This window comes from Haloleucobacter ellipsoideus, assembly GCF_052491725.1.
This window is the reverse complement of sequence record NZ_JBQWAR010000018.1, coordinates 573,025-591,594: the sequence shown is the minus strand read 5'-3', so window position 1 is coordinate 591,594 and position 18,570 is coordinate 573,025. Positions and strand designations below refer to the sequence as shown.

17 protein-coding genes are annotated in these 18,570 nt (G+C 63.3%); 1 reads left to right on the top strand and 16 read right to left on the bottom strand.

The window, feature by feature from the left end:
• Positions 1–123 precede the first annotated feature (123 nt).
• On the bottom strand, positions 124–3,573 hold the full coding sequence (dnaE, locus tag ACT6QG_RS09995) for a DNA polymerase III subunit alpha (RefSeq protein WP_444977396.1): 3,450 nt from the start codon (positions 3,571–3,573) through the stop codon (positions 124–126).
• Between the two features lie 228 nt (positions 3,574–3,801).
• On the opposite strand from dnaE, the gene ACT6QG_RS09990 reads away from it, so the two are divergent.
• Positions 3,802–4,653 (top strand): hypothetical protein, encoded by an 852-nt coding sequence (locus ACT6QG_RS09990; RefSeq protein WP_444977395.1) that lies wholly within the window; start codon positions 3,802–3,804, stop codon positions 4,651–4,653.
• Between the two features lie 173 nt (positions 4,654–4,826).
• Here ACT6QG_RS09990 and thiL read toward each other — a convergent pair whose 3' ends face one another.
• The 15 genes from thiL to ACT6QG_RS09915 all read right to left on the bottom strand — a co-directional run bounded on the left by thiL (position 4,827) and on the right by ACT6QG_RS09915 (position 18,564).
• The gene (thiL, locus tag ACT6QG_RS09985; protein ID WP_444977394.1) at positions 4,827–5,822 is read right to left on the bottom strand and encodes a thiamine-phosphate kinase; all 996 of its coding nucleotides are present in this window, start codon (positions 5,820–5,822) and stop codon (positions 4,827–4,829) included.
• Between the two features lies 1 nt (position 5,823).
• A complete protein-coding gene (nusB, locus tag ACT6QG_RS09980; protein ID WP_444977393.1) occupies positions 5,824–6,318 on the bottom strand; it encodes a transcription antitermination factor NusB in 495 nt (164 codons plus the stop codon).
• The gene (ribH, locus tag ACT6QG_RS09975; protein ID WP_444977392.1) at positions 6,315–6,806 is read right to left on the bottom strand and encodes a 6,7-dimethyl-8-ribityllumazine synthase; all 492 of its coding nucleotides are present in this window, start codon (positions 6,804–6,806) and stop codon (positions 6,315–6,317) included. Before ribH ends, nusB begins: the two co-directional genes overlap by 4 nt.
• A gap of 189 nt (positions 6,807–6,995) precedes the next feature.
• A complete protein-coding gene (locus ACT6QG_RS09970) occupies positions 6,996–7,613 on the bottom strand; it encodes a riboflavin synthase (protein ID WP_444977391.1) in 618 nt (205 codons plus the stop codon).
• A 57-nt stretch (positions 7,614–7,670) separates the two neighbouring features.
• On the bottom strand, positions 7,671–8,117 hold the full coding sequence (locus tag ACT6QG_RS09965; protein ID WP_444977390.1) for a hypothetical protein: 447 nt from the start codon (positions 8,115–8,117) through the stop codon (positions 7,671–7,673).
• Positions 8,118–8,219: 102 nt separating this feature from the next.
• Positions 8,220–9,374 (bottom strand): bifunctional diaminohydroxyphosphoribosylaminopyrimidine deaminase/5-amino-6-(5-phosphoribosylamino)uracil reductase RibD, encoded by a 1,155-nt coding sequence (gene ribD / locus ACT6QG_RS09960; RefSeq protein ID WP_444977389.1) that lies wholly within the window; start codon positions 9,372–9,374, stop codon positions 8,220–8,222.
• Positions 9,374–9,898, bottom strand: a complete 525-nt coding sequence (gene nrdR, locus ACT6QG_RS09955) for a transcriptional regulator NrdR (RefSeq protein WP_444977388.1) — start codon at positions 9,896–9,898, stop codon at positions 9,374–9,376. Before nrdR ends, ribD begins: the two co-directional genes overlap by 1 nt.
• A 36-nt stretch (positions 9,899–9,934) precedes the next feature.
• On the bottom strand, positions 9,935–11,254 hold the full coding sequence (gene glyA / locus ACT6QG_RS09950) for a serine hydroxymethyltransferase (RefSeq protein ID WP_444977387.1): 1,320 nt from the start codon (positions 11,252–11,254) through the stop codon (positions 9,935–9,937).
• Positions 11,255–11,451: 197 nt separating this feature from the next.
• Positions 11,452–12,303, bottom strand: a complete 852-nt coding sequence (locus ACT6QG_RS09945; protein WP_444977386.1) for a TonB family protein — start codon at positions 12,301–12,303, stop codon at positions 11,452–11,454.
• A complete protein-coding gene (gene exbD / locus ACT6QG_RS09940) occupies positions 12,300–12,815 on the bottom strand; it encodes a TonB system transport protein ExbD (RefSeq protein WP_444977385.1) in 516 nt (171 codons plus the stop codon). The genes ACT6QG_RS09945 and exbD overlap by 4 nt, the downstream gene beginning before the upstream one ends.
• Positions 12,816–12,824: 9 nt before the next feature.
• Complete coding sequence (gene exbB / locus ACT6QG_RS09935) at positions 12,825–13,970, bottom strand: tonB-system energizer ExbB (RefSeq protein WP_444977384.1); 1,146 nt, start codon at positions 13,968–13,970, stop codon at positions 12,825–12,827.
• A 341-nt stretch (positions 13,971–14,311) separates the two neighbouring features.
• A complete protein-coding gene (locus ACT6QG_RS09930) occupies positions 14,312–15,004 on the bottom strand; it encodes an ABC transporter ATP-binding protein (RefSeq protein ID WP_444977448.1) in 693 nt (230 codons plus the stop codon).
• A 29-nt stretch (positions 15,005–15,033) separates the two neighbouring features.
• A complete protein-coding gene (locus ACT6QG_RS09925; protein ID WP_444977383.1) occupies positions 15,034–16,332 on the bottom strand; it encodes a lipoprotein-releasing ABC transporter permease subunit in 1,299 nt (432 codons plus the stop codon).
• Positions 16,329–17,651, bottom strand: a complete 1,323-nt coding sequence (gene proS, locus ACT6QG_RS09920) for a proline--tRNA ligase (RefSeq protein ID WP_444977382.1) — start codon at positions 17,649–17,651, stop codon at positions 16,329–16,331. Before proS ends, ACT6QG_RS09925 begins: the two co-directional genes overlap by 4 nt.
• A 655-nt stretch (positions 17,652–18,306) precedes the next feature.
• Positions 18,307–18,564 (bottom strand): DUF1467 family protein, encoded by a 258-nt coding sequence (locus tag ACT6QG_RS09915; protein ID WP_444977381.1) that lies wholly within the window; start codon positions 18,562–18,564, stop codon positions 18,307–18,309.
• Positions 18,565–18,570 lie beyond the last annotated feature (6 nt).

The window sequence follows — 18,570 nt, the reverse complement described above, 5'->3', positions numbered from 1 at the left end:
AACCGTCCGCGTACAGTGGTAATTATATACCAAATCGAGGATTGCCGGGCTTTATCTGCCGAAAAAGGCCAACCAACTCAGATGCAAGACAGCAGATACGGGCCCGCACGCTTCAAGCCGCCCCTAGCCGGCCTCCACGGTCACCACACCGGGAATGGCCTTGATGGCGCCGGCAATCTGCGGCGAAACGGGGTAATGCCCATCCAGCCGGATCTCCACCTCCGCCTTGCCATCCTCCATCAGCAGAATGAGGCTCACCTCACCATCGCCCCGGCCGGCTGAAAGACGACGGGCGATGCCCTCAATCGGCTCCGCGGAACGCAGGAAGATGCGCAGCGCCTTGTGATGGCGGGCGGTGGCCTCATCCAGCCGGTCACAGGTCTGGATGGTCAGGCGCACATCCTCGCCATTGAGCGATGCCCCCACCATCATCAGCACCGGGGTGCCCGGCTCCAGCAGGTCCCGGTAATGGGCCAGCCCTTCCGAGAAAATGACAGCCTCGAAATGCCCGGACGGATCGGACAGGCCAATGATGCCCATGCGGGAGCCACTCTTGGTGCGCCGCTCCTGACGCGAGACAACAGTGGCGGCCAGCCGCCCGGCCGCCGCCCCAGCCCGCACGGCCCGGGATATTTCGGCGAAGGTCTGCACCCGCAGCTTTTTCAGCGCATCCGCATAATCATCCAGCGGATGGCCAGTGAGGAAAAAGCCGACAGCATCATATTCCTTCTTCAGCCGCTCGGCGGGCAACCATGGCGTCACCTCGGGAATATGCAGCGAGGCCGCCGCCGGGCCGGAGCCGAACATGTCATTCTGCCCGGATGAGGCATTGGCCTCCACACGGTGCGCCTCCGCCAGCACATGCTCGATGGCGGCAAAGGCGCGGGCCCGGTTGGGCTCCAGCACATCAAAACAGCCTGCCGCCGTCAGGCTTTCCAGCACCCGCTTGTTGACCATTTTCACAGGCAGGCGTGTGGCAAAATCAGCCAGGCTGCGGAACGGCCTGTCAGCACGCGCATCCACCAGCGCATCCACCGCCGCCGTGCCGACCCCCTTGATGGCGGCCATGGCATAGATGATCTCGCCATCCTCCACCGCGAATTCACGATAGGAGCGGTTGATGTTCGGCGGCACCACCCTGATGCCCAGCCGCTGGGCCTCCTGACGGAATTCGGCCAGCTTGTCGGTATTGCCCATATCCATGGTCATGGAGGCGGCGAGGAACTCGTTGGGGTAGTTCGCCTTCAGCCATGCGGTCTGGTAGGCCACCAGCGCATAGGCAGCGGCATGGGACTTGTTGAAGCCGTAATCGGCGAACTTGGCCAGAACGTCGAAGATCCGGTCCGCCATCGGCTTGTCGACACCGCGCTCGGAGGCGCCGGAGACGAAGCGCTCGCGCTGCTTCTCCATCTCCGCGCGGATCTTCTTGCCCATGGCGCGGCGCAGAAGGTCGGCTTCACCCAGTGAGTAGCCCGAAAGCGCCTGGGCAATCTGCATCACCTGTTCCTGATAGATGATGACGCCGAAGGTTTCCTTCAGATAGGGCTCAAGTTTCGGGTGGATATAATCCGGCTCTGCCCGCCCGTGCTTGCAGTCGCAATAGACCGGAATATTCGCCATCGGGCCGGGACGATACAGCGCCACAAGGGCGATGAGATCCTCGATACGGTCGGCCTTCATGTCCACGAGGGCGCGGCGCATGCCGGCGCTTTCCACCTGGAACACGCCCACCGTCTCGCCCTTGCCGAGCATGGCGTAGGTTCTGGGGTCATCCAGCGGGATCTTGGAAATATCCAGCTCGATTCCGCGCTTGCGGATGAGCTTCACCGCCTTGTCGATGGTGGTCAGCGTCTTCAGGCCGAGGAAGTCGAACTTCACGAGGCCGGCCTGCTCCACCCATTTCATATTGTACTGGGTGACAGGCATGTCGGACTTGGGATCGCGATAGAGCGGCACCAGTTCGTGCAGCTTGCGATCGCCGATCACGATGCCGGCGGCGTGGGTGGAGGCATGGCGGTTGAGCCCTTCCAGCTTTACCGCAATGTCGAACGCCTGCTTCACCACCTCCTCTTCCTCGGCGGCGGCCTGAAGGCGCGGCTCGTCCTTGATGGCATCCTTCAGCGAGACAGGGCTGGCCGGGTTCTGCGGCACCAGCTTGCACAGCTTGTCCACCTGCCCATAGGGCATTTCCAGCACGCGCCCCACATCGCGCAGCACACCGCGCGCCTGAAGCGTACCGAAGGTGATGATCTGCGCCACCTGTGCGCGCCCATAGCGCTCCTGCACATACTGGATCACCTCGTCGCGACGCTCCTGACAGAAGTCCACGTCAAAGTCCGGCATCGAGACACGATCCGGGTTCAGGAAGCGCTCGAACAGCAGGTGGAAGCGCAGCGGGTCCAGATCCGTGATCTGGAGCGACCAGGCCACCAGCGAGCCTGCGCCCGAACCACGTCCCGGCCCTACCGGAATGTCATTCTTCTTGGCCCATTTGATGAAGTCCGACACGATGAGGAAGTAGCCGGGGAACTTCATGCGGGCGATGATGGAGAGCTCATAGGTGAGCCGCTCCTCATAATCCTTCACCTCCAGCCCTTCCGAGGGGCCGTGCTTCTCCAGCCGCAGCGCCAGCCCTTCCCGGGCCTGCCGCTCCAGCTCGGCGGCCTCGGCTTCAACCGGGTCCTGCCCCTCCTCGCTTTCATCCGCCGTGGTGAAGCGCGGCAGGATGGGCTTGACCGTGCGCACGCGCCAGGAGCAGCGACGGGCGATTTCCACCGTATTGGCGGTTGCCTCGGGCAGGTCCGCGAACAGCTCCAGCATTTCCGCCCGGGTCTTGAAGCCATGCTCGGGCGTGAGGCGACGGCGGTCTCCATCGCCTATGATCTTGCTCTCCGCGATGCAGATCAGCGCATCATGGGCCAGATAATCATCGCGCCCGGCAAAGAAAGGCTCATTGGCCGCCACCAGCGGCAGCCCCTTCTCATAGGCCAGATCCAGCAGGCCGCCTTCCACCTGCTGCTCGGTCTGCGTGCCGTGGCGCTGAAGCTCCACATAGAGGCGGTCATTGAAGATGGCGGCCAGCTTTTCCAGCCGGTCTGTGGCGAAATCCATATGGCCGCCCGCCAGCGCCATATCCAGCGGGCCGGCCGGGCCACCGGTGAGCGCGATCAGCCCCTGATGGGACTGCTCCAGCCATTCCAGCAGAATACGCGGCTCATCATCGCTCGGCGTTTCCAGATAGGAGCGCGAGACGAGATGCATGAGATTGCGCCAGCCCTGCTCCTGCTGCGCCAGCAGAACAATGCGCGGGCGGCGCGGACGTATGGCACTGCGCGGCCCGGGCGGCTCGGGCAGATCCACGGCCAGGGACACACCGGCAATGGGCTGGATGCCAGCACCCGACATCTTCTCGGAGAATTCGAGCGCTCCGAAAAGATTCCCGGTATCCGTCAGCGCCATCGCAGGTTGCGCATCAGCTTCCAGCAACTTCGACAGCTTGCCGATCGTCAGCGCGCCTTCCAGCAATGAATAGGCGGAGTGGACATGGAGATGAACAAAACCGGGACCGGACATCAATTCTCACCTTCCACGCTTTTTCCGGGGCGCAAGACAGTGTACATTCCATAAGGGAAGGTACCAGAGCCGGCTGCTGTACCGGCCGTTGTTTTAAGTTGCGGGCATGATCATCGGCAAGTCCTGCCCGGCATCATGTCGTGCCCCCATGCCGCGAACATCCCCCGGCACTCTCCCCCCGTGCCGGCCCACACAAGGAACCGGGAAGACACACCTGCAGGAGAGAAGGTGACACGAGAGATATTCATCCATATCGGAACGCACAAGACAGGCACCACATCCATACAGGCGCTGCTCTGGCGCCGGGCCACGCGATTGCGCAAGGCCGGCATTCATGTGCCCCACACCGGCCGTCCCTTTCCCAATATGGCGGGGCATCACAATATCGGCTGGCTCCTGCGGGGTGACAGCCGCGCCGACCCCGCACTTGGCGGGCTTGATGAACTGGTTCGCGAACTGGCCGATGCACCCTGCCCGAAAGCCGTGATTTCAGCGGAAGACCTGCAGTTCCTGGCTGCCGAACCCCGTCTGCTCCGGCTGATGGAACAGACATTTGAGGCTCATGGATGGCAGCCGCACTATATTGTCTTCCTGCGCGATCCATCCAGCTACGCCATCTCACTTTTTCATGAGATGCGGAAGACCCAGCCGGACCTGGCCTTTTCCGACTTCTCCGAATCCATCCTGCGCAACGGCTATTTTCACCGGCACGCCACGGACCATCGCTATTTCGATTATGAGGCATTCCTGGCACGCTGGACAGCGACAGCGCGCGGACCGGTCGACCTGTATTCCTATGATGCGGCAAGCGCGGGGGTGGGCGTGGTGGAAACCTTTCTCTCCGCACTCGGCATCACCCAGGTGCAGCGCATCATGCGCGAGGCCATCACCCCGCGGCAGATCCGGGATCAGATCATGGCCCGCATCAATATGGCAAAAGCCCCGGCCTCAGGCCCTGCCATTCTCCTGAACCAGAACACCAGACCGGTTAGCGAAGAGATGCGGCAGCAGGCTGCAAAGATCGGAGAGGCCTTTCAGCCCGGTTATGAGCGACTGATGAGGCAGTGCCGCAACCGGTAAGTTGAAGACTCAAATACGATATACACTTATAGGCGAAAGACCCGCAAGGACACGACTCCTATAATGGTATACTATAAATATGTATACACATATACGAGAATACAATAGTCTTCACTCGAATGCATCGGCAAGGCGCCTGCGCCAATGCGGGGCAGTCCTCTCGTCATGCGGGGTCAGAAGTGGCTGAAGCTGGCTTTGCCCAACACAACCGGCTGGCCTTCAGCATCATGGATCTCTAGTCCTGCCCCGGCCACAACCTCGCCAACAGGGTATACACCTATATCCGCAGACGCCGCATCCGAGATGAATTGCGGCACATGTTCAGGAGGCATGGTGGCGAGGATCTCATAATCATCTCCCCCGCCCAGAACCGTCGCGAGCAGGCGCCTATCGGCCTGCACCACCGCGGCCGCGGACGGTGACAATGGCACCCGGCTCACATCAAGCCGGCCACCGCAGCCCGAGACATCCAGCATCTTGGCCAGATCTCCGGCCAGACCATCCGAAACATCCATTGCAGCGGCCGCATGGGTGCGCAGGCTGGCAGCCAGAGGCAGACGCGGCTGGGGATGGAGATAGCGATCCAGAAGAAAAGCGCGCTGCTTCTCATCCAGCACCGCAAAGGCCGGATGTTCCGGCTGCTGGCGCAACAGCAGCCCCAGCGCCGAGTCACCAATCGTGCCGCTCACCACAATCGCGTGCCCCGGTCGCGCGCCTGTGCGGGGCACGAACCGGCCGTAGGGAACAGCGCCCAGAGCGGTGATGGACAGGGTGACCGGGCCATCGGTGGAGACTGTATCGCCTCCCAGAAGCGGACTGCCAAAAGCCGCGCAATCCGCCCCCAGCGCCTGGGCGAAGGGGGCGATCCAGCCTGCGCCCAAACGCCTCGGCACGGCCAGCGCCAGCAGCACGCCGAGCGGCGTGGCTCCCTTGGCCGCAAGGTCTGAAAGATTGACCCGCAGCGCCTTGCGCGCCACGCTGGCCGGATCATCATCTGCAAAGAAATGGACGCCCGCGACAAGGGCATCCTTGGTCAGCACGAGCTGGGTGCCCTCTGGCGGGGTCAGCAGGGCTGCATCATCCCGCAGCCCCAGCGCCTCGGGCGCACCGGCGTGCGGGCGGAAGAAACGGGCGATGACATCATCCTCCCCCGAACCACCGCCCTGCATCTCACACCGCTCCCGGACCCGTCAGGCCCGTGCCGAATTCATGCGGACGCACCTCGCGGGCCAGCTTGTCCAGCACCGCATTGGCCATGCCAATCTCGTCCCCCTCAAGGAAGGCGCCGGCAACGTTCACATATTCGGTAATCACCACCCGCGCGGGCACATCATCCCGTTCCAGCAGCTCATAAGTGCCGGCGCGCAGCACGGCCCGCAGAACAGCCTCCACCCGGCCAAGCGGCCAGCCATCGGAAAGGATGCGGTTCACCAGCGGATCAATGCGGCGCTGCTCTTCCAGCACCCCTTCCACCACGGCACGGAACAGGCGGATATCGGCTTCCGGCATCTGCACGCCCTCAACCTCCTGCCCCAGCCAGAAGGTCTGGAACTGGGCCAGAATGTCGTGCAGCGGGGTTTGCGCCATGTCCATCTGGTACAGCGCCTGCACCGCACCGAGGCGGGCCGCGCTCTTCTTCATGGGTCTGGCGGGGGCGGCGGTCATTGTTCCAGTCTCCGTTTGAGGCGCAGCAGGCTCAGTGCGGCCTCGGCCGCGCCACCACCCTTGTTGCCCTCGCTCACGCGCGCACGCTCCCAGGCCTGCGCCTCGGTTTCCACGGTGAGAATGCCATTGCCCACCGGCAGTGCATGGCCAATCCCCACATCCATCAGCCCGCGGGCGGACTGGTCCGCCACAATCTCGAAATGATAGGTTTCCCCGCGGATGATGACGCCAAGGCCAATCACCGCATCCACCATCTCACCCGCCAGCTCGGCCGCCTCTATGGCGATTTCCGCGGCGATCGGCACTTCCAGCGCGCCCGGCACGGTGATGACCTCAACCTCGACCCCGGCCGCCTCAAGCACGGCGCGGGCGCCGGCCAGCAGCTCATCGGCCAGCGCCTCGTAATAGCGCCCCTCGACAATGAGAACCCGCGCGCCTTCCAGCGGCTCCTCTTCCAGAATGGCACTTTCCCTGCGCGTGCTGACCATTGTTTTCTCCGCAACTGCCGTGCGATGGGCCCTGCCCGCCTCGCATCTCGCCGCCTGCATCATCCCGTGGACGCGTTGCGCCTGCAAAACGCGATCCACCCTGCTTCGCACACGCTCTAGAGCGGATTTGGTCCCGATGGAACCATCCCCCGTTCACAATCCGCCGGAAAGCCGGCCAAGGTCTCGTTTTCAACCTGTATATTGCGGAAACTCGGCGAGGCGCGCCGCATAACGGGCCATCACGTCCACCTCGAAATTCACCTCATCGCCCGCCGCAACCGCGCCCCATGTGGTGACGGCCAGCGTGTGGGGAATGAGCAGGCAGGTGAAGCGGTTGCCCTCAACCGTGTTCACCGTGAGGGAGGTGCCATCCAGGGTCACCGAGCCCTTCACCGCGACAAAGCGGGCCAGTTCCTCGCTCACCTCGAAGGTGAACCGGGTGGATGTGCCCAGATCCTCACGCGCAACGACACGGGCGCGCGCATCGACATGGCCGGAAACCATATGGCCGCCCAGCTCATCCCCGATTTTCAGAGCCCGTTCCAGATTGATCCGCCGCCCGCTCGCCCAGTCCGCCACGGTTGTGATGGCGAGGGTTTCGGGGGCCGCATCCACGGTGAAATGGGCGCGCCGCTCATTGCCCGGCTTCACCGCCGTTACCGTGAGGCACACGCCCGAACAGGCGATGGAAGCGCCCAGCTCGATGCCCGCGGGGTCATAGTCACAGGCAATCGTCAGGGTGCGGACCTCGCCATGGCTTTCCACGGCCAGCAGGTCGCCCATATCCGTGATGATGCCGGTGAACATTGTTTTTCTCCCTCACCTGCCCGCACGCGTGGCGGGCCCTCATGTTGCTGGCGCAGCTCACCGGATGGACGGCTGACAGGCCATGCGCTTGAGGAAAACCCCGATACTGCTGTCTGTCGGCGGCGTGGCTGAAATCACCCGCCACATATTGCGGGTCTTGTTCACGCCGATATAGGCCCAGTGCTCGGCATCATCCCTCTTCTGCGCATGAATGGTGATGCGGTCCGGGTCGATGTTCTTGCGGCTGAGATAGACATACTCCTCACAGGCCACGCCATCATCCTGCAGCTGGCAGATGGAGAGCTGGTCATCCTTGAAGATGTAATGCTCGCTCTGGATATATTCGTAGCGATTGCATCCCTCTTCGCGACACACATTCATCATGTCGACTGCACAGGTGAGATGAATTTCATCCTGCCCCAGAAATTCGGCCCGCGCCGGAGCAGTGGAGGCCAGGATGGGCAGCAGGATGAGCGCCATGAAGATATGCGTGTGTCGAATCACCGGGCTTGCTCCTGTAACCTGAATTGCCCTTGCGGGTCGCAACTTCGATAGGCCAATGCCAGCCGCGGCAACCGGAAAAACAGGCCAAGGCGAAAGCGACCCTTATCGCCTCCACAATCGGACAAGCTGATCCGCCCCCAGCATCGTACGCTCCGCTTCCGCGAAGCCGACCGGTGACAGCATATGCTGTGCGGGGCGGCCAGAAAAGGCATCCACCGCATCTGCCCCCAGCACGACAGGGCTGCGGAACAGGGCCAGCTCATCCACCAGCCCTTCCTGAAGAAACGCGGCGGCGACCGTGGGGCCGCCTTCCACCATCAGCCTGGTAATGCCCAGCAGCCCCAGAAGCTTGAGCATGGCGGGCAGATACAGCCGTCCATCCTTGCCACGCGGGGCACGCAGCACCTCGACCCCCCGCTCCACGAGCCGAGCCTCGCGGGCGGCATCGGCATCCTCAGCCGCGATGACCCAGACAGGCACCTGCGCCGCCGTGCGCACCAGAGCGCAATCAAGCGGCAGCTCCAGCCCCGAATCCAGAACCACCCGAACCGGCGAACGGTCCTCATGCTGTTCCAGCCGGCAGGTGAGCTGCGGATTATCGGCCTTCACCGTGCCGATTCCCACCAGAATGGCATCCGCATGAGCGCGCATCTCATGCCCGCGTGCCCGGGCCTGAGGCCCGGTGATGACAGCAGGACGCGGGCCGGGCAGACCGGCCTTGCCATCCGCCGAGATGGCCATCTTCAGCAACACATGCGGGCGGCCGCGCGTGACACGGCAGATATGGCCGGCATGGTCATAAAGCGCCTGTTCCGCACCCACGCCAACCGTGACCCACACCCCAGCGGCGCGCAGCCGCGCCACACCGCGCCCCTTCACCCGGCTATCGGGATCCTCAAGCGCCGTCACCACACGGCGCACGCCCGCGGCGATCACCGCATCGGCGCAAGGAGGGGTGCGCCCGTGATGGGAACAGGGCTCAAGTGTCACGTAAAGCGTGGAGCCTCGGGCGGCATCTCCTGCCTGCGCAAGGGCCAGTGGCTCGGCATGGGGGCGGCCTGCGGGCGCGGTGGCGGCGGAACCGACAATCTGCGCCCCGCGCGGACCATGATGCACCACCACAGCGCCAACGGACGGGTTGGGCCATGTACGGCCCAGATTGGAGCGCCCCACATTCAGCGCTTCCACCATGAAGCGCTCATCTTCCTCGGGCGAGGTGACCGGCGCCAGAGGCATGGGCGGCTGATGCGGCGCCATCACTCTTTCTCCCCCGGCCGGGATGGATGCCCCTCATCGGCCGGAGCCGGTGAAGGTGCGGCGGAAGGCTCGTCTTCGGCGCCCAGCTCAGCCAGGGCATTCTCGAAATCACGCGCTTCCCGGAAATCCCGATACACGGATGCGAAGCGGACATAGGCCACGCCGTCAATCTGCTTCAGCCCCTCCATCACCATCTCACCGATGAGTTCGGAAGGGATATCGCTTTCACCCTGGCTTTCCAGCCGGCGCACGAGGCCGGTGAGCATGCGCTCCACCCGCTCGCGATCCACCGGGCGCTTGCGCAGGGCTACCTCGACAGACCGGGCCAGCTTGTCCCGCTCGAACGGCACGCGGCGGCCGGAGCGTTTCACCACAGTCAGTTCACGCAATTGCACCCGCTCGAACGTGGTGAAACGGCCACCACAGTCCGAACAGATACGACGACGGCGGATGGCCGTGTTGTCATCTGTGGGCCGGCTATCTTTCACCTGAGTATCCAGGCTGTTGCAATAGGGGCACCGCATGACAAAACGCCTCCGCCGCCAGTCAGATCCTCAGCCTCACAGGCCCGGATAGATGGGGAACCTGTTCAGCAGCGCAGCCACCTTGCCACGCACGGCTTCCTCCACCAGCGAATCCTCGTCCGACTTCTTCTGGGAGAGCACGTTCAGGACCTCGGCGATCAGGTCGCCGATCTCCCGGAACTCTGCCTTGCCAAAGCCGCGCGTGGTGCCGGCCGGGGTGCCCAGACGCACGCCGGAGGTGATGAAGGGCTTCTCCGGATCGAAGGGAATGCCATTCTTGTTGCAGGTGATATGGGCGCGACCCAGCGCAATCTCGGAGACCTTGCCGGTGAGGCCCTTGGGACGCAGATCCACCAGCATCAGATGGGTATCCGTGCCGCCGGAAACAATGTCGAACCCGTGACCCTTCAGGGTTTCGGCCAGCACCTTGGCGTTCTCGACCACATTATGGGCATAGGTCTTGAACTCGGGGCGCAGTGCCTCGCCGAAAGCCACCGCCTTGGCGGCGATGACATGCATCAGCGGGCCGCCCTGAATGCCGGGGAAAATGGCGGAGTTGAACTTCTTCGCCAGCTCCTCGTCATTGGTCAGGATCATGCCGCCGCGCGGGCCACGCAGGGTCTTGTGGGTGGTGGTGGTCACCACATGGGCGTGGGGGAACGGGCTGGGATGCGCGCCACCGGCCACGAGGCCCGCGAAATGGGCCATATCCACCATCAGCAGCGCACCAACGCTGTCGGCAATCTCGCGCATCTTGGCGAAATCGATCACGCGAGGATAGGCGGAGCCACCGGCGACGATCAGCTTCGGCTTATGCTGGGCGGCAAGGCTTGCCACCTCTTCATAGTCGATCCGGTGATCGTCCTTCTTCACGGTGTAGGGCACCACATTGAACCACTTGCCGGACATGTTGACCGGCGCACCGTGGGTGAGGTGGCCACCGGCGGCAAGATTGAGGCCCAGATAGGTATCGCCCGGCTTCATGGTGGCGAAGAACACACCCTGGTTCGCCTGGCTGCCGGAATTGGGCTGCACATTGGCGAAGGCGCAGCCAAACAGCTTCTTGGCGCGCTCGATGGCCAGCTCTTCCACCACGTCCACATACTGGCAGCCGCCATAATAGCGCTTGCCGGGATACCCTTCCGCATATTTGTTGGTCAGCACCGAGCCCTGCGCTTCCAGCACCGCACGCGAAACGATGTTCTCCGAGGCAATCAGCTCGATCTCATCGCGCTGGCGACCCAGTTCCGCCTTCACGGCGCCGGTGATCTCGGGATCGACTTCGGCAAGAGAAGCTGTGAAGAAACGGTTATACTCCTCCGAACTGGAGGCGGTCTTCGCATCGTGCGAGGCCATGGCTGGGTCTCCGGTAATACGGCTGATAACGGGCTCTTGGCTCCGTGCGCCTGAATCGACAGGGAATCTCCTGTGCCTCTCAGGCAGAAACGGCCTATGCCGCTTATCACAGGGGCCGCCACAAGTCCAAAGTCGGAAATGCGAAAAGGGCGAAGCTGCAACACATATTGCAACTCCGCCCCTTGTCCTCGACCTGTTCAGCGACGGGTGAAGTTCACCGGCACACTGAAGGATGCCCCCTGCCCATCCGGCGGACGCGGGAAGGGCGAGGCACGCCGCACTGTCGCCACCGCTTCCTGATCCAGAACCGCGGAACCGGAAGAGCGCACAAGGCTGGCGGATGTCACCTGCCCCGATCCGTTCAGGGTAAAGCGCACCACCGGACGGCCCGTCGCCCCTGCCGCTCCAGCGGGATAGCGCTTGAAGCGGTTGAGATGGGCCGAAACCCGGCTGGCCCAGGATGCCCGCTCACGCGAGTTGGAGGCGCTTGCCCCCTGCGAGGGCGCGGCGGTGGTGTTGCTGCGCTGTGCATCCGAGCGCGGGGCGGCGGAGGTCTGCGGCGCCGGCTTGCGCGGCTTGGGGCGGGCCTCTTCCTTCGGCTTGGGCTGCTCACGCCTGGGCTTCGGCTTCTCGACCGGCTTGGCCACCTCGCGCGGCTTGGGTTCCGGCAGAACCACCTGGGAAGGCACGGGTGCCGGTTTCAGCTCCGGCATTTCCTCGTCCACTTTCTCCTGCACCGGCTCGGGTGGCGGGGGCTCTTCGTCCGGCTTCTCATCCGGCTTGTCCACCGGCTCGACATCCGGTGCCTGCTCCATGGGCGGGCCGGGCGCGACATCCTCCTCCTGCGTATCCGCGCTCACGGGCAATGGCGCCAGCTCCACCATCACCGCCGCCGGCGGGCTCTGCACCGGCTCCACCTCCTGCCAGAACAGGGCGGCATAGACGGCAACGCTGTGGAGAATGAGCACAAACAACCCCGCAACCGCCCAGAGCGCCAGAAGGCGGGGCCAGTTGATCCGGTCGAAGTCATGCCAGCGCGATCCACTCACTGTCCGGCTCCACTGGTGGCAGGGGGGGCCTGTGAGGCGGAGGGTGCAGCCGGGCTGCCGGCAGGATGGCTTGCAGGGCTGGCCTCCGGGGCAGCGCCTGTCACCTCAAGCCCGACAAGGCCGATCTTGAGATAGCCGGCGGCCCGCAGGAGGTTCATCACCTCCATCACATCGCCATAGGAAACCGCCTTGTCCGCCCGCACGAACACGCGCTGCTCGCGGTCATGGGAGGTCGTGCGGTCGAGCATCGCGCCCAGTGCCTCGCGCGAGACGGACTCATCACCCACGGCGAGGGTGAGATCCTTCTTCACCGAAAGGAACAGGGGCTTGTCCGGCCGCGGGGTCGGCTGGGCTGTGGAGGTGGGCAGGTCCACCGGTGTATCGACTGTTGCAAGCGGGGCCGCCACCATGAAAATGATGAGCAGCACCAGCATCACATCGATGAAGGGCGTGACGTTGATCTCGTGGTTTTCCGCAAGATCGTCTCCGCCATGGTCAAGCTGGGCAGCCATGACGCGCCCTCACTCAGCCGCGGCGCGCACGGAACGCGCCTTGCCGGCCTGCCCCTCACGATCCAGATCACGCGAGAGATGGCGCATCACCTCGGCCGAACAGTCGGAGATATTGGCCTTGTAGCCGGCGATGGAGCGGGCGAACATGTTGTAGATCACCACGGCAGGAATAGCCGCAACAAGGCCGATAGCCGTCGCCAGAAGCGCCTCGGCGATACCGGGAGCGACAATGGCCAGATTGGTGGTCTGCGCCTTCGAGATGCCGATGAAGCTGTTCATGATGCCCCACACCGTGCCGAACAGGCCGACAAACGGGGCGGTTGCACCAATGGTGGCCAGAAGGCCGGTGCCGGAAATCATCCGGCGGCCTGCTGCGGCCTCGATCCGGTTCAGGGCCACGGCGACGCGCTCCTTCACCCCTTCGGCCGGCAGGCTGGCGGAAGACTTCCACTCATCCAGCGCGGCAATCACGGTGGCCTGGGCCGGCCCCCTGCCCTTTGGCATCAAAGTTGCCGCCTCTGCCAGAGTGGGCGCCTCGCGCAGCACATCCAGAGTGCGGCGCACCGTGCGGCGGGCGAAGACCAGCTGAAGCGACTTGCCGAACCACACCGTCCAGGTGACGACAGAGGCGAAGGCAAGGCCGATCATCACCGCCTTCACCACCCAGTCCGCCGCCATGAACATGCCCCAAGGGGAAAGATCATGCGGCAGGGTGGAATCCGGCACCTCGTCATATTCGCCATCAGCATCCGCCAGAGGCACGCCCGGGGCCTGCTGCGCGGGGGTCTTGGCCTCTGCACCGGGAGCCGGAGCGGCAGCATTGGCGCTTCCGCCTGCCGGCTGTCCGGAGGATGCGGGAGCCGCAGTCGCGGCACCTTCAGGTGCGGGGGCGGAAGATGCAGTCCCGTTGGCCGCCGAAGTGGCCGGCGGGGTCGCCTGTGGCGCGGCCGCAGGAGCCGCTGTTCCCGTTGCCGGAGTTGCCGCCGCGGCGGGTGCCGGAGCATTCGCACCGGACGAGGGGGCCGCAAGGGGCTCACTCGGCGGGAAGGCCGGGCGGGCGGGGGTGTGATATGGCGTGGGGGTTGAAGGTTCAGTCTGCGCAAGGCCGGGCTGAACGAGGAAGGCAAGGGCCACTGTGCAAACAGCAGTACCCATCAGAAAACGCCGCGCAGAGCGCAGATCAGGCAAGTAGGTATGAGTGCGGAGGGGCATCGCGCGTCACCAAATCCGGAACCGAACAAATTGCTGGCAGTTCTGCTGAGGCATGAGCCTGTACAGAAGCTGGCTCTCGGCGACAGCTATACTCTTAAATGCGTCTCACCGCTAACCCGGGCGGGCCCGCTCGACACAGCGGCCAAAGCGCCCGGCGGACACATTCAAGATACTGGCATCACTCAGAAATTTCGGATCCGGACTTGCAGGAAAGAGGCGTTTTCCCACATTGGAAATGCTCAATACTGCAAGTGACTCTCATACGCATGAGCGCAAAATGGCTTCTATGGAAGTTCCACAACCTGCCCTTCCAGCAGGGTGACGCGCCGGTCCATCCGCGATGCAAGCTCCAGATTATGGGTGGCAATCAGCGCCGCCACCCCTGTTGCCTGCACCAGCTCGGACAATGCGCCGAACACATGATCCGATGTCTTGGGGTCGAGATTGCCTGTCGGCTCATCCGCCAGCAGAAGGCGCGGGGCATTCGCCAGCGCCCGAGCAATGGCCACACGCTGCTGCTCACCGCCCGAAAGCTCCGCCGGACGATGGGTGAGGCGCTCGCCAAGCCCCAGATAACTCAGCAGCTCTTTCGCCCGCTCATTGGCGACAGCGCGGGAGAGACCGCGGATCATCTGCGGCATGGCCACATTCTCCAGCGCCGTGAACTCACCCAGCAGATGATGGAACTGGTAGACGAACCCCACCGAAAGGCGGCGGATGCGGGTGCGTTCGGCATCATTCAGCTTCGATGTCGCCTCGCCATCAATGAACACCTCGCCGGAATCGGGATGCTCCAGCAATCCGGCCAGATGGAGAAGCGTGGATTTTCCCGAGCCCGAAGGCGCCACAAGCGCAACGGACTGGCCATGCTCGATGACCAGATCCGCGCCGGTGAGGATCTCCAGCCTGCGGTCCTCACCCTGCGCATAGGCCCGGCTGACATTCACGAGCGAGAGGGCATGAGGCGGGGCGGCCATGGCGCGGCCGCGGCGCGCGGAATTATCCATCACTCGTATCTCAGCGCTTCCACCGGATCGAGCCGCGCGGCCCGCCAGGAGGGATAGAGGGTGGCAAGAAGCGAGAGCACCAGCGCCATCACCACCACGGTTGCCGTTTCACCCACATTCATCTCCGCCGGCAGACGGCTGAGATAATAGAGCTCCGGCGAGAACAGCTCGGTTGCGGTGAGCCAGGAAATGAGCTGGCGAATGCTCTCGATGTTCCAGCACACCACCACCCCCAGCAGGAATCCCATCAAGGTGCCCACCACGCCGATAGAGGCCCCGGTGATGAGGAAGATGCGCATCACCGCCCCCTGAGTCGCCCCCATGGTGCGCAGAATGGCGATGTCATGCCCCTTGTCCTTCACCAGCATGATGAGGCCGGAAATGATGTTGAGCGCGGCCACCAGCACGATGAGGGTCAGAATGAGGAACATCACATTCCTCTCCACCTGCAGGGCGTTGAAGAAGGTGGCGTTGCGCTGCCTCCAGTCCACCAGATAGACCGGCCTTTGCGCCGCGCTCTCTATCGCCCCGCGCAGATCGGCGACATGATCGGGATTGTCGATATAGACCTCGATCGCGTTCACATCATCATTGCGGTTGAAATAGGCCTGCGCCTCTTCCAGCGGCATGAAGGCAAAGGCGCTGTCATATTCCGACATGCCAACCTCGAAGATGCCGCCAACCTTGTATACCTTTATACGCGGAGAGGTGCCCATGGGCGTCACCGCCCCGCGCGGGGAAACCAGGGTGATATTGTCACCCGCCCGCAGCGAGAGCTGGTCTGCCAGGCGCTTGCCGATCACCAGCCCCTGCCCCTTGTCGAAGCCCTCAAGCGTGCCGCTCTTGATATTGCCCGCCACGGATGGCAGGCCCCGCAGATCCTTTTCGGACATGCCGCGCACCAGCACGCCGGAAGCGCCGAACTGTGATGAGGCCAGAGCCTGCCCCTCCACCAGCGGCACGGCGATGCGCACCCCATTGAGGCCGGAGATCCGCTCCGCCACTTCCTTGAAATCCGTCAGCGGCGTTTCCAGCGGCTGCACGAGCACATGTCCGTTCAGCCCCAGAATCTTGGAGAGCAGCTCCTGCCGGAAACCGTTCATCACCGCCATGACGATGATGAGGGTGGCCACCCCCAGCATGATCCCCAGAAAGGAAAAGCCGGCGATGACCGAGATGAAGCCTTCCTTGCGCCGGGCCCGCAGATAGCGCAGCGACAGCATCCATTCGAAAGCCGCGAATGGACGCGTGCCGGTGGGCTCTTCGGCAGATGCCGCGGCGGACCCTTTTGACGTCATGCCTTCAGCCTCTCCAGGATATCGGCGGGCGCGATCTGTTCGCGTGCACCATCGACCCGGCGCTTCAGTTCCACCTTGCCTTCCGCGAGGCCGCGCGGCCCCACCAGAATCTGCCAGGGCAGACCGATCAGATCAGCGGTTGCGAACTTGGCGCCCGGACGCTCCTCGGTATCATCATAGAGCACATCATAACCGGCGGCGGTCAGCGTGGCGTAAAGCTGCTCGCAGGCAGCATCCGTGGCGCTGTCGCCGGTCTTGAGGTTGAGGATTCCCACCTGGAAGGGCGCCACCGCATCCGGCCAGATGATTCCCGCATCATCATGGGAAGCCTCGATCATGGCCGCCACGAGGCGGGAGGGGCCAATACCGTAGGAGCCCATGTGGATGGTGTGCTGCTGTCCATCGGGGCCCAGCACCTGCGCGCCGAAGGGCTCGGAATATTTGGTGCCGAAATAGAAGATGTGCCCCACCTCGATGCCGCGCGCCGCCATGCGGCGGGCCTCGGGAATGGCGTTGAAGGCCGCCTCGTCATGCTTTTCAGACGTGGCGGCATAGAGCGAGGTCCACTTGTCGAACACGCCCTGAAGGGCTGCCGCGTCCTCGAAATTCACATCCGCCGGCGGAGGTTCCATCTCCAGATAGTCGCCATGGCAGAAGACCTCGCTCTCGCCGGTGGAGGCCAGAATGATGAATTCGTGAGAAAGATTGCCGCCGATGGGGCCGGTATCGGCCACCATGGGAATGACCTTCAGCCCCATGCGCGCAAAGGTGCGCAGATAGCTGGTGAAGATCTTGTTATAGGAGTGGCGCGCACCCTCCGCCGTGAGATCGAAGGAATAGCCGTCCTTCATCAGGAACTCGCGCGAGCGGTAGACGCCGAAGCGCGGGCGCACCTCGTCACGGAACTTCCACTGGATGTGGTAGAGGTTCAGCGGCAGCGCCTTGTAGGACTTCACATAGGCGCGCACGATATCGGTGATCATTTCCTCATTGGTGGGACCGTAGAGCATCTCGCGCTCATGACGATCCCTGATTCGCAGCATCTCCTTGCCATAATCATCATAGCGCCCGCTTTCCCGCCACAGATCGGCGGACTGGATGGTGGGCATGAGCATTTCATTCGCGCCGGCGCGATTCTGCTCTTCACGGATGATGTTGCAGATCTTGTTGAGCACCCGGTGCCCCAGCGGCAACCAGGCATAGATGCCCGCAGCTTCCTGGCGCACCATGCCGGCGCGCAGCATCAGCCGGTGGGATACGATCTCCGCTTCCTTCGGCACTTCACGGAGAATCGGCAGAAAATAACGGGAGAGGCGCATCGGCTGGCTCTATACAGGAAGAGAGAAAAGGATGGTGTGCGGAGTGAAAGCCCAGCACCGCAGAAAACACAAGCCCACCTTATACACCCGGCGGAAAAACCCGCCCATGGTGCGCTGCAATAATCATCATATTGCGATGCAGGGATGACAAACGACAGTTTCTTGTCCTATTTTGATCCCGCACTAAGAAAGGGGATCGTCACTCGCCCGGTGCGCCGGGTGGTGAATACGGTCTGGGTCTCGGGAGGACATGAAAAAAAGCCGTCCACGGCTGTCACGGACAGCATGCAGGGAAACGGCATCACGGAGCGGCCAAACCGCTGTAATGCAGGCAAAGACCTGCGGGCGCTCAGGCACCGTGACATGACAAAGGCGAGACCACCGGGTCTCGCCTTTTCTTTTTGATCAATATATTGATCCAACAAAAACGCACCCCGAACGATAGATCAGCAGCATGACATATCGACTCGGACTCGCCGGCGGGACACCCCCGCTGCCGCCCGATTCGGCAAAATGTCACACCCGTTTGCGGTGCTGATCCGGTTTCAGAGCGGTTATTTTAAAAATTTTGATGATTGTATTTTGTGCATCGCACAATCCACAATCCCCTCACGCATGGGGCGCTCCACGCGCCATCCATGCGGCTTTCAGGGGTTCATTGCGGCTGGACAGGCGGCACAGGCAATGCACCTGTCTGCTGGAAAACGATAAAGACAACCAGTGCTGTCACAAAAGCTGCAACGAATGTCGTGGCCATGACAATGGGCAGGAAAGGCGGCCGGGATGCGGAGGCGCCAGCCTCCCCACCCTTGGCCGCATGCGTCCCTCCGCGGCGGGCATGCCAAGACACGGCCGCCAGCGTCGCCAGAAACCAGACAGTCAGATAGGTCGCGATGACAGCGCTGAGTGTCACCGGGGC

What these genes read in the sequence shown, in the direction of transcription:
- dnaE (WP_444977396.1), bottom strand. Translation starts at nt 3,573, where the DNA reads ATGTCCGGTCCCGGTTTTGTTCATCTCCATGTCCACTCCGCCTATTCA.
- thiL (WP_444977394.1), bottom strand. Translation starts at nt 5,822, where the DNA reads ATGCAGGGCGGTGGTTCGGGGGAGGATGATGTCATCGCCCGTTTCTTC.
- nusB (WP_444977393.1), bottom strand. Translation starts at nt 6,318, where the DNA reads ATGACCGCCGCCCCCGCCAGACCCATGAAGAAGAGCGCGGCCCGCCTC.
- ribH (WP_444977392.1), bottom strand. Translation starts at nt 6,806, where the DNA reads ATGGTCAGCACGCGCAGGGAAAGTGCCATTCTGGAAGAGGAGCCGCTG.
- ACT6QG_RS09970 (WP_444977391.1), bottom strand. Translation starts at nt 7,613, where the DNA reads ATGTTCACCGGCATCATCACGGATATGGGCGACCTGCTGGCCGTGGAA.
- ribD (WP_444977389.1), bottom strand. Translation starts at nt 9,374, where the DNA reads ATGGCGCCGCATCAGCCGCCCATGCCTCTGGCGCCGGTCACCTCGCCC.
- nrdR (WP_444977388.1), bottom strand. Translation starts at nt 9,898, where the DNA reads ATGCGGTGCCCCTATTGCAACAGCCTGGATACTCAGGTGAAAGATAGC.
- glyA (WP_444977387.1), bottom strand. Translation starts at nt 11,254, where the DNA reads ATGGCCTCGCACGATGCGAAGACCGCCTCCAGTTCGGAGGAGTATAAC.
- exbD (WP_444977385.1), bottom strand. Translation starts at nt 12,815, where the DNA reads ATGGCTGCCCAGCTTGACCATGGCGGAGACGATCTTGCGGAAAACCAC.
- exbB (WP_444977384.1), bottom strand. Translation starts at nt 13,970, where the DNA reads ATGGGTACTGCTGTTTGCACAGTGGCCCTTGCCTTCCTCGTTCAGCCC.
- ACT6QG_RS09930 (WP_444977448.1), bottom strand. Translation starts at nt 15,004, where the DNA reads ATGGCCGCCCCGCCTCATGCCCTCTCGCTCGTGAATGTCAGCCGGGCC.
- ACT6QG_RS09925 (WP_444977383.1), bottom strand. Translation starts at nt 16,332, where the DNA reads ATGACGTCAAAAGGGTCCGCCGCGGCATCTGCCGAAGAGCCCACCGGC.
- proS (WP_444977382.1), bottom strand. Translation starts at nt 17,651, where the DNA reads ATGCGCCTCTCCCGTTATTTTCTGCCGATTCTCCGTGAAGTGCCGAAG.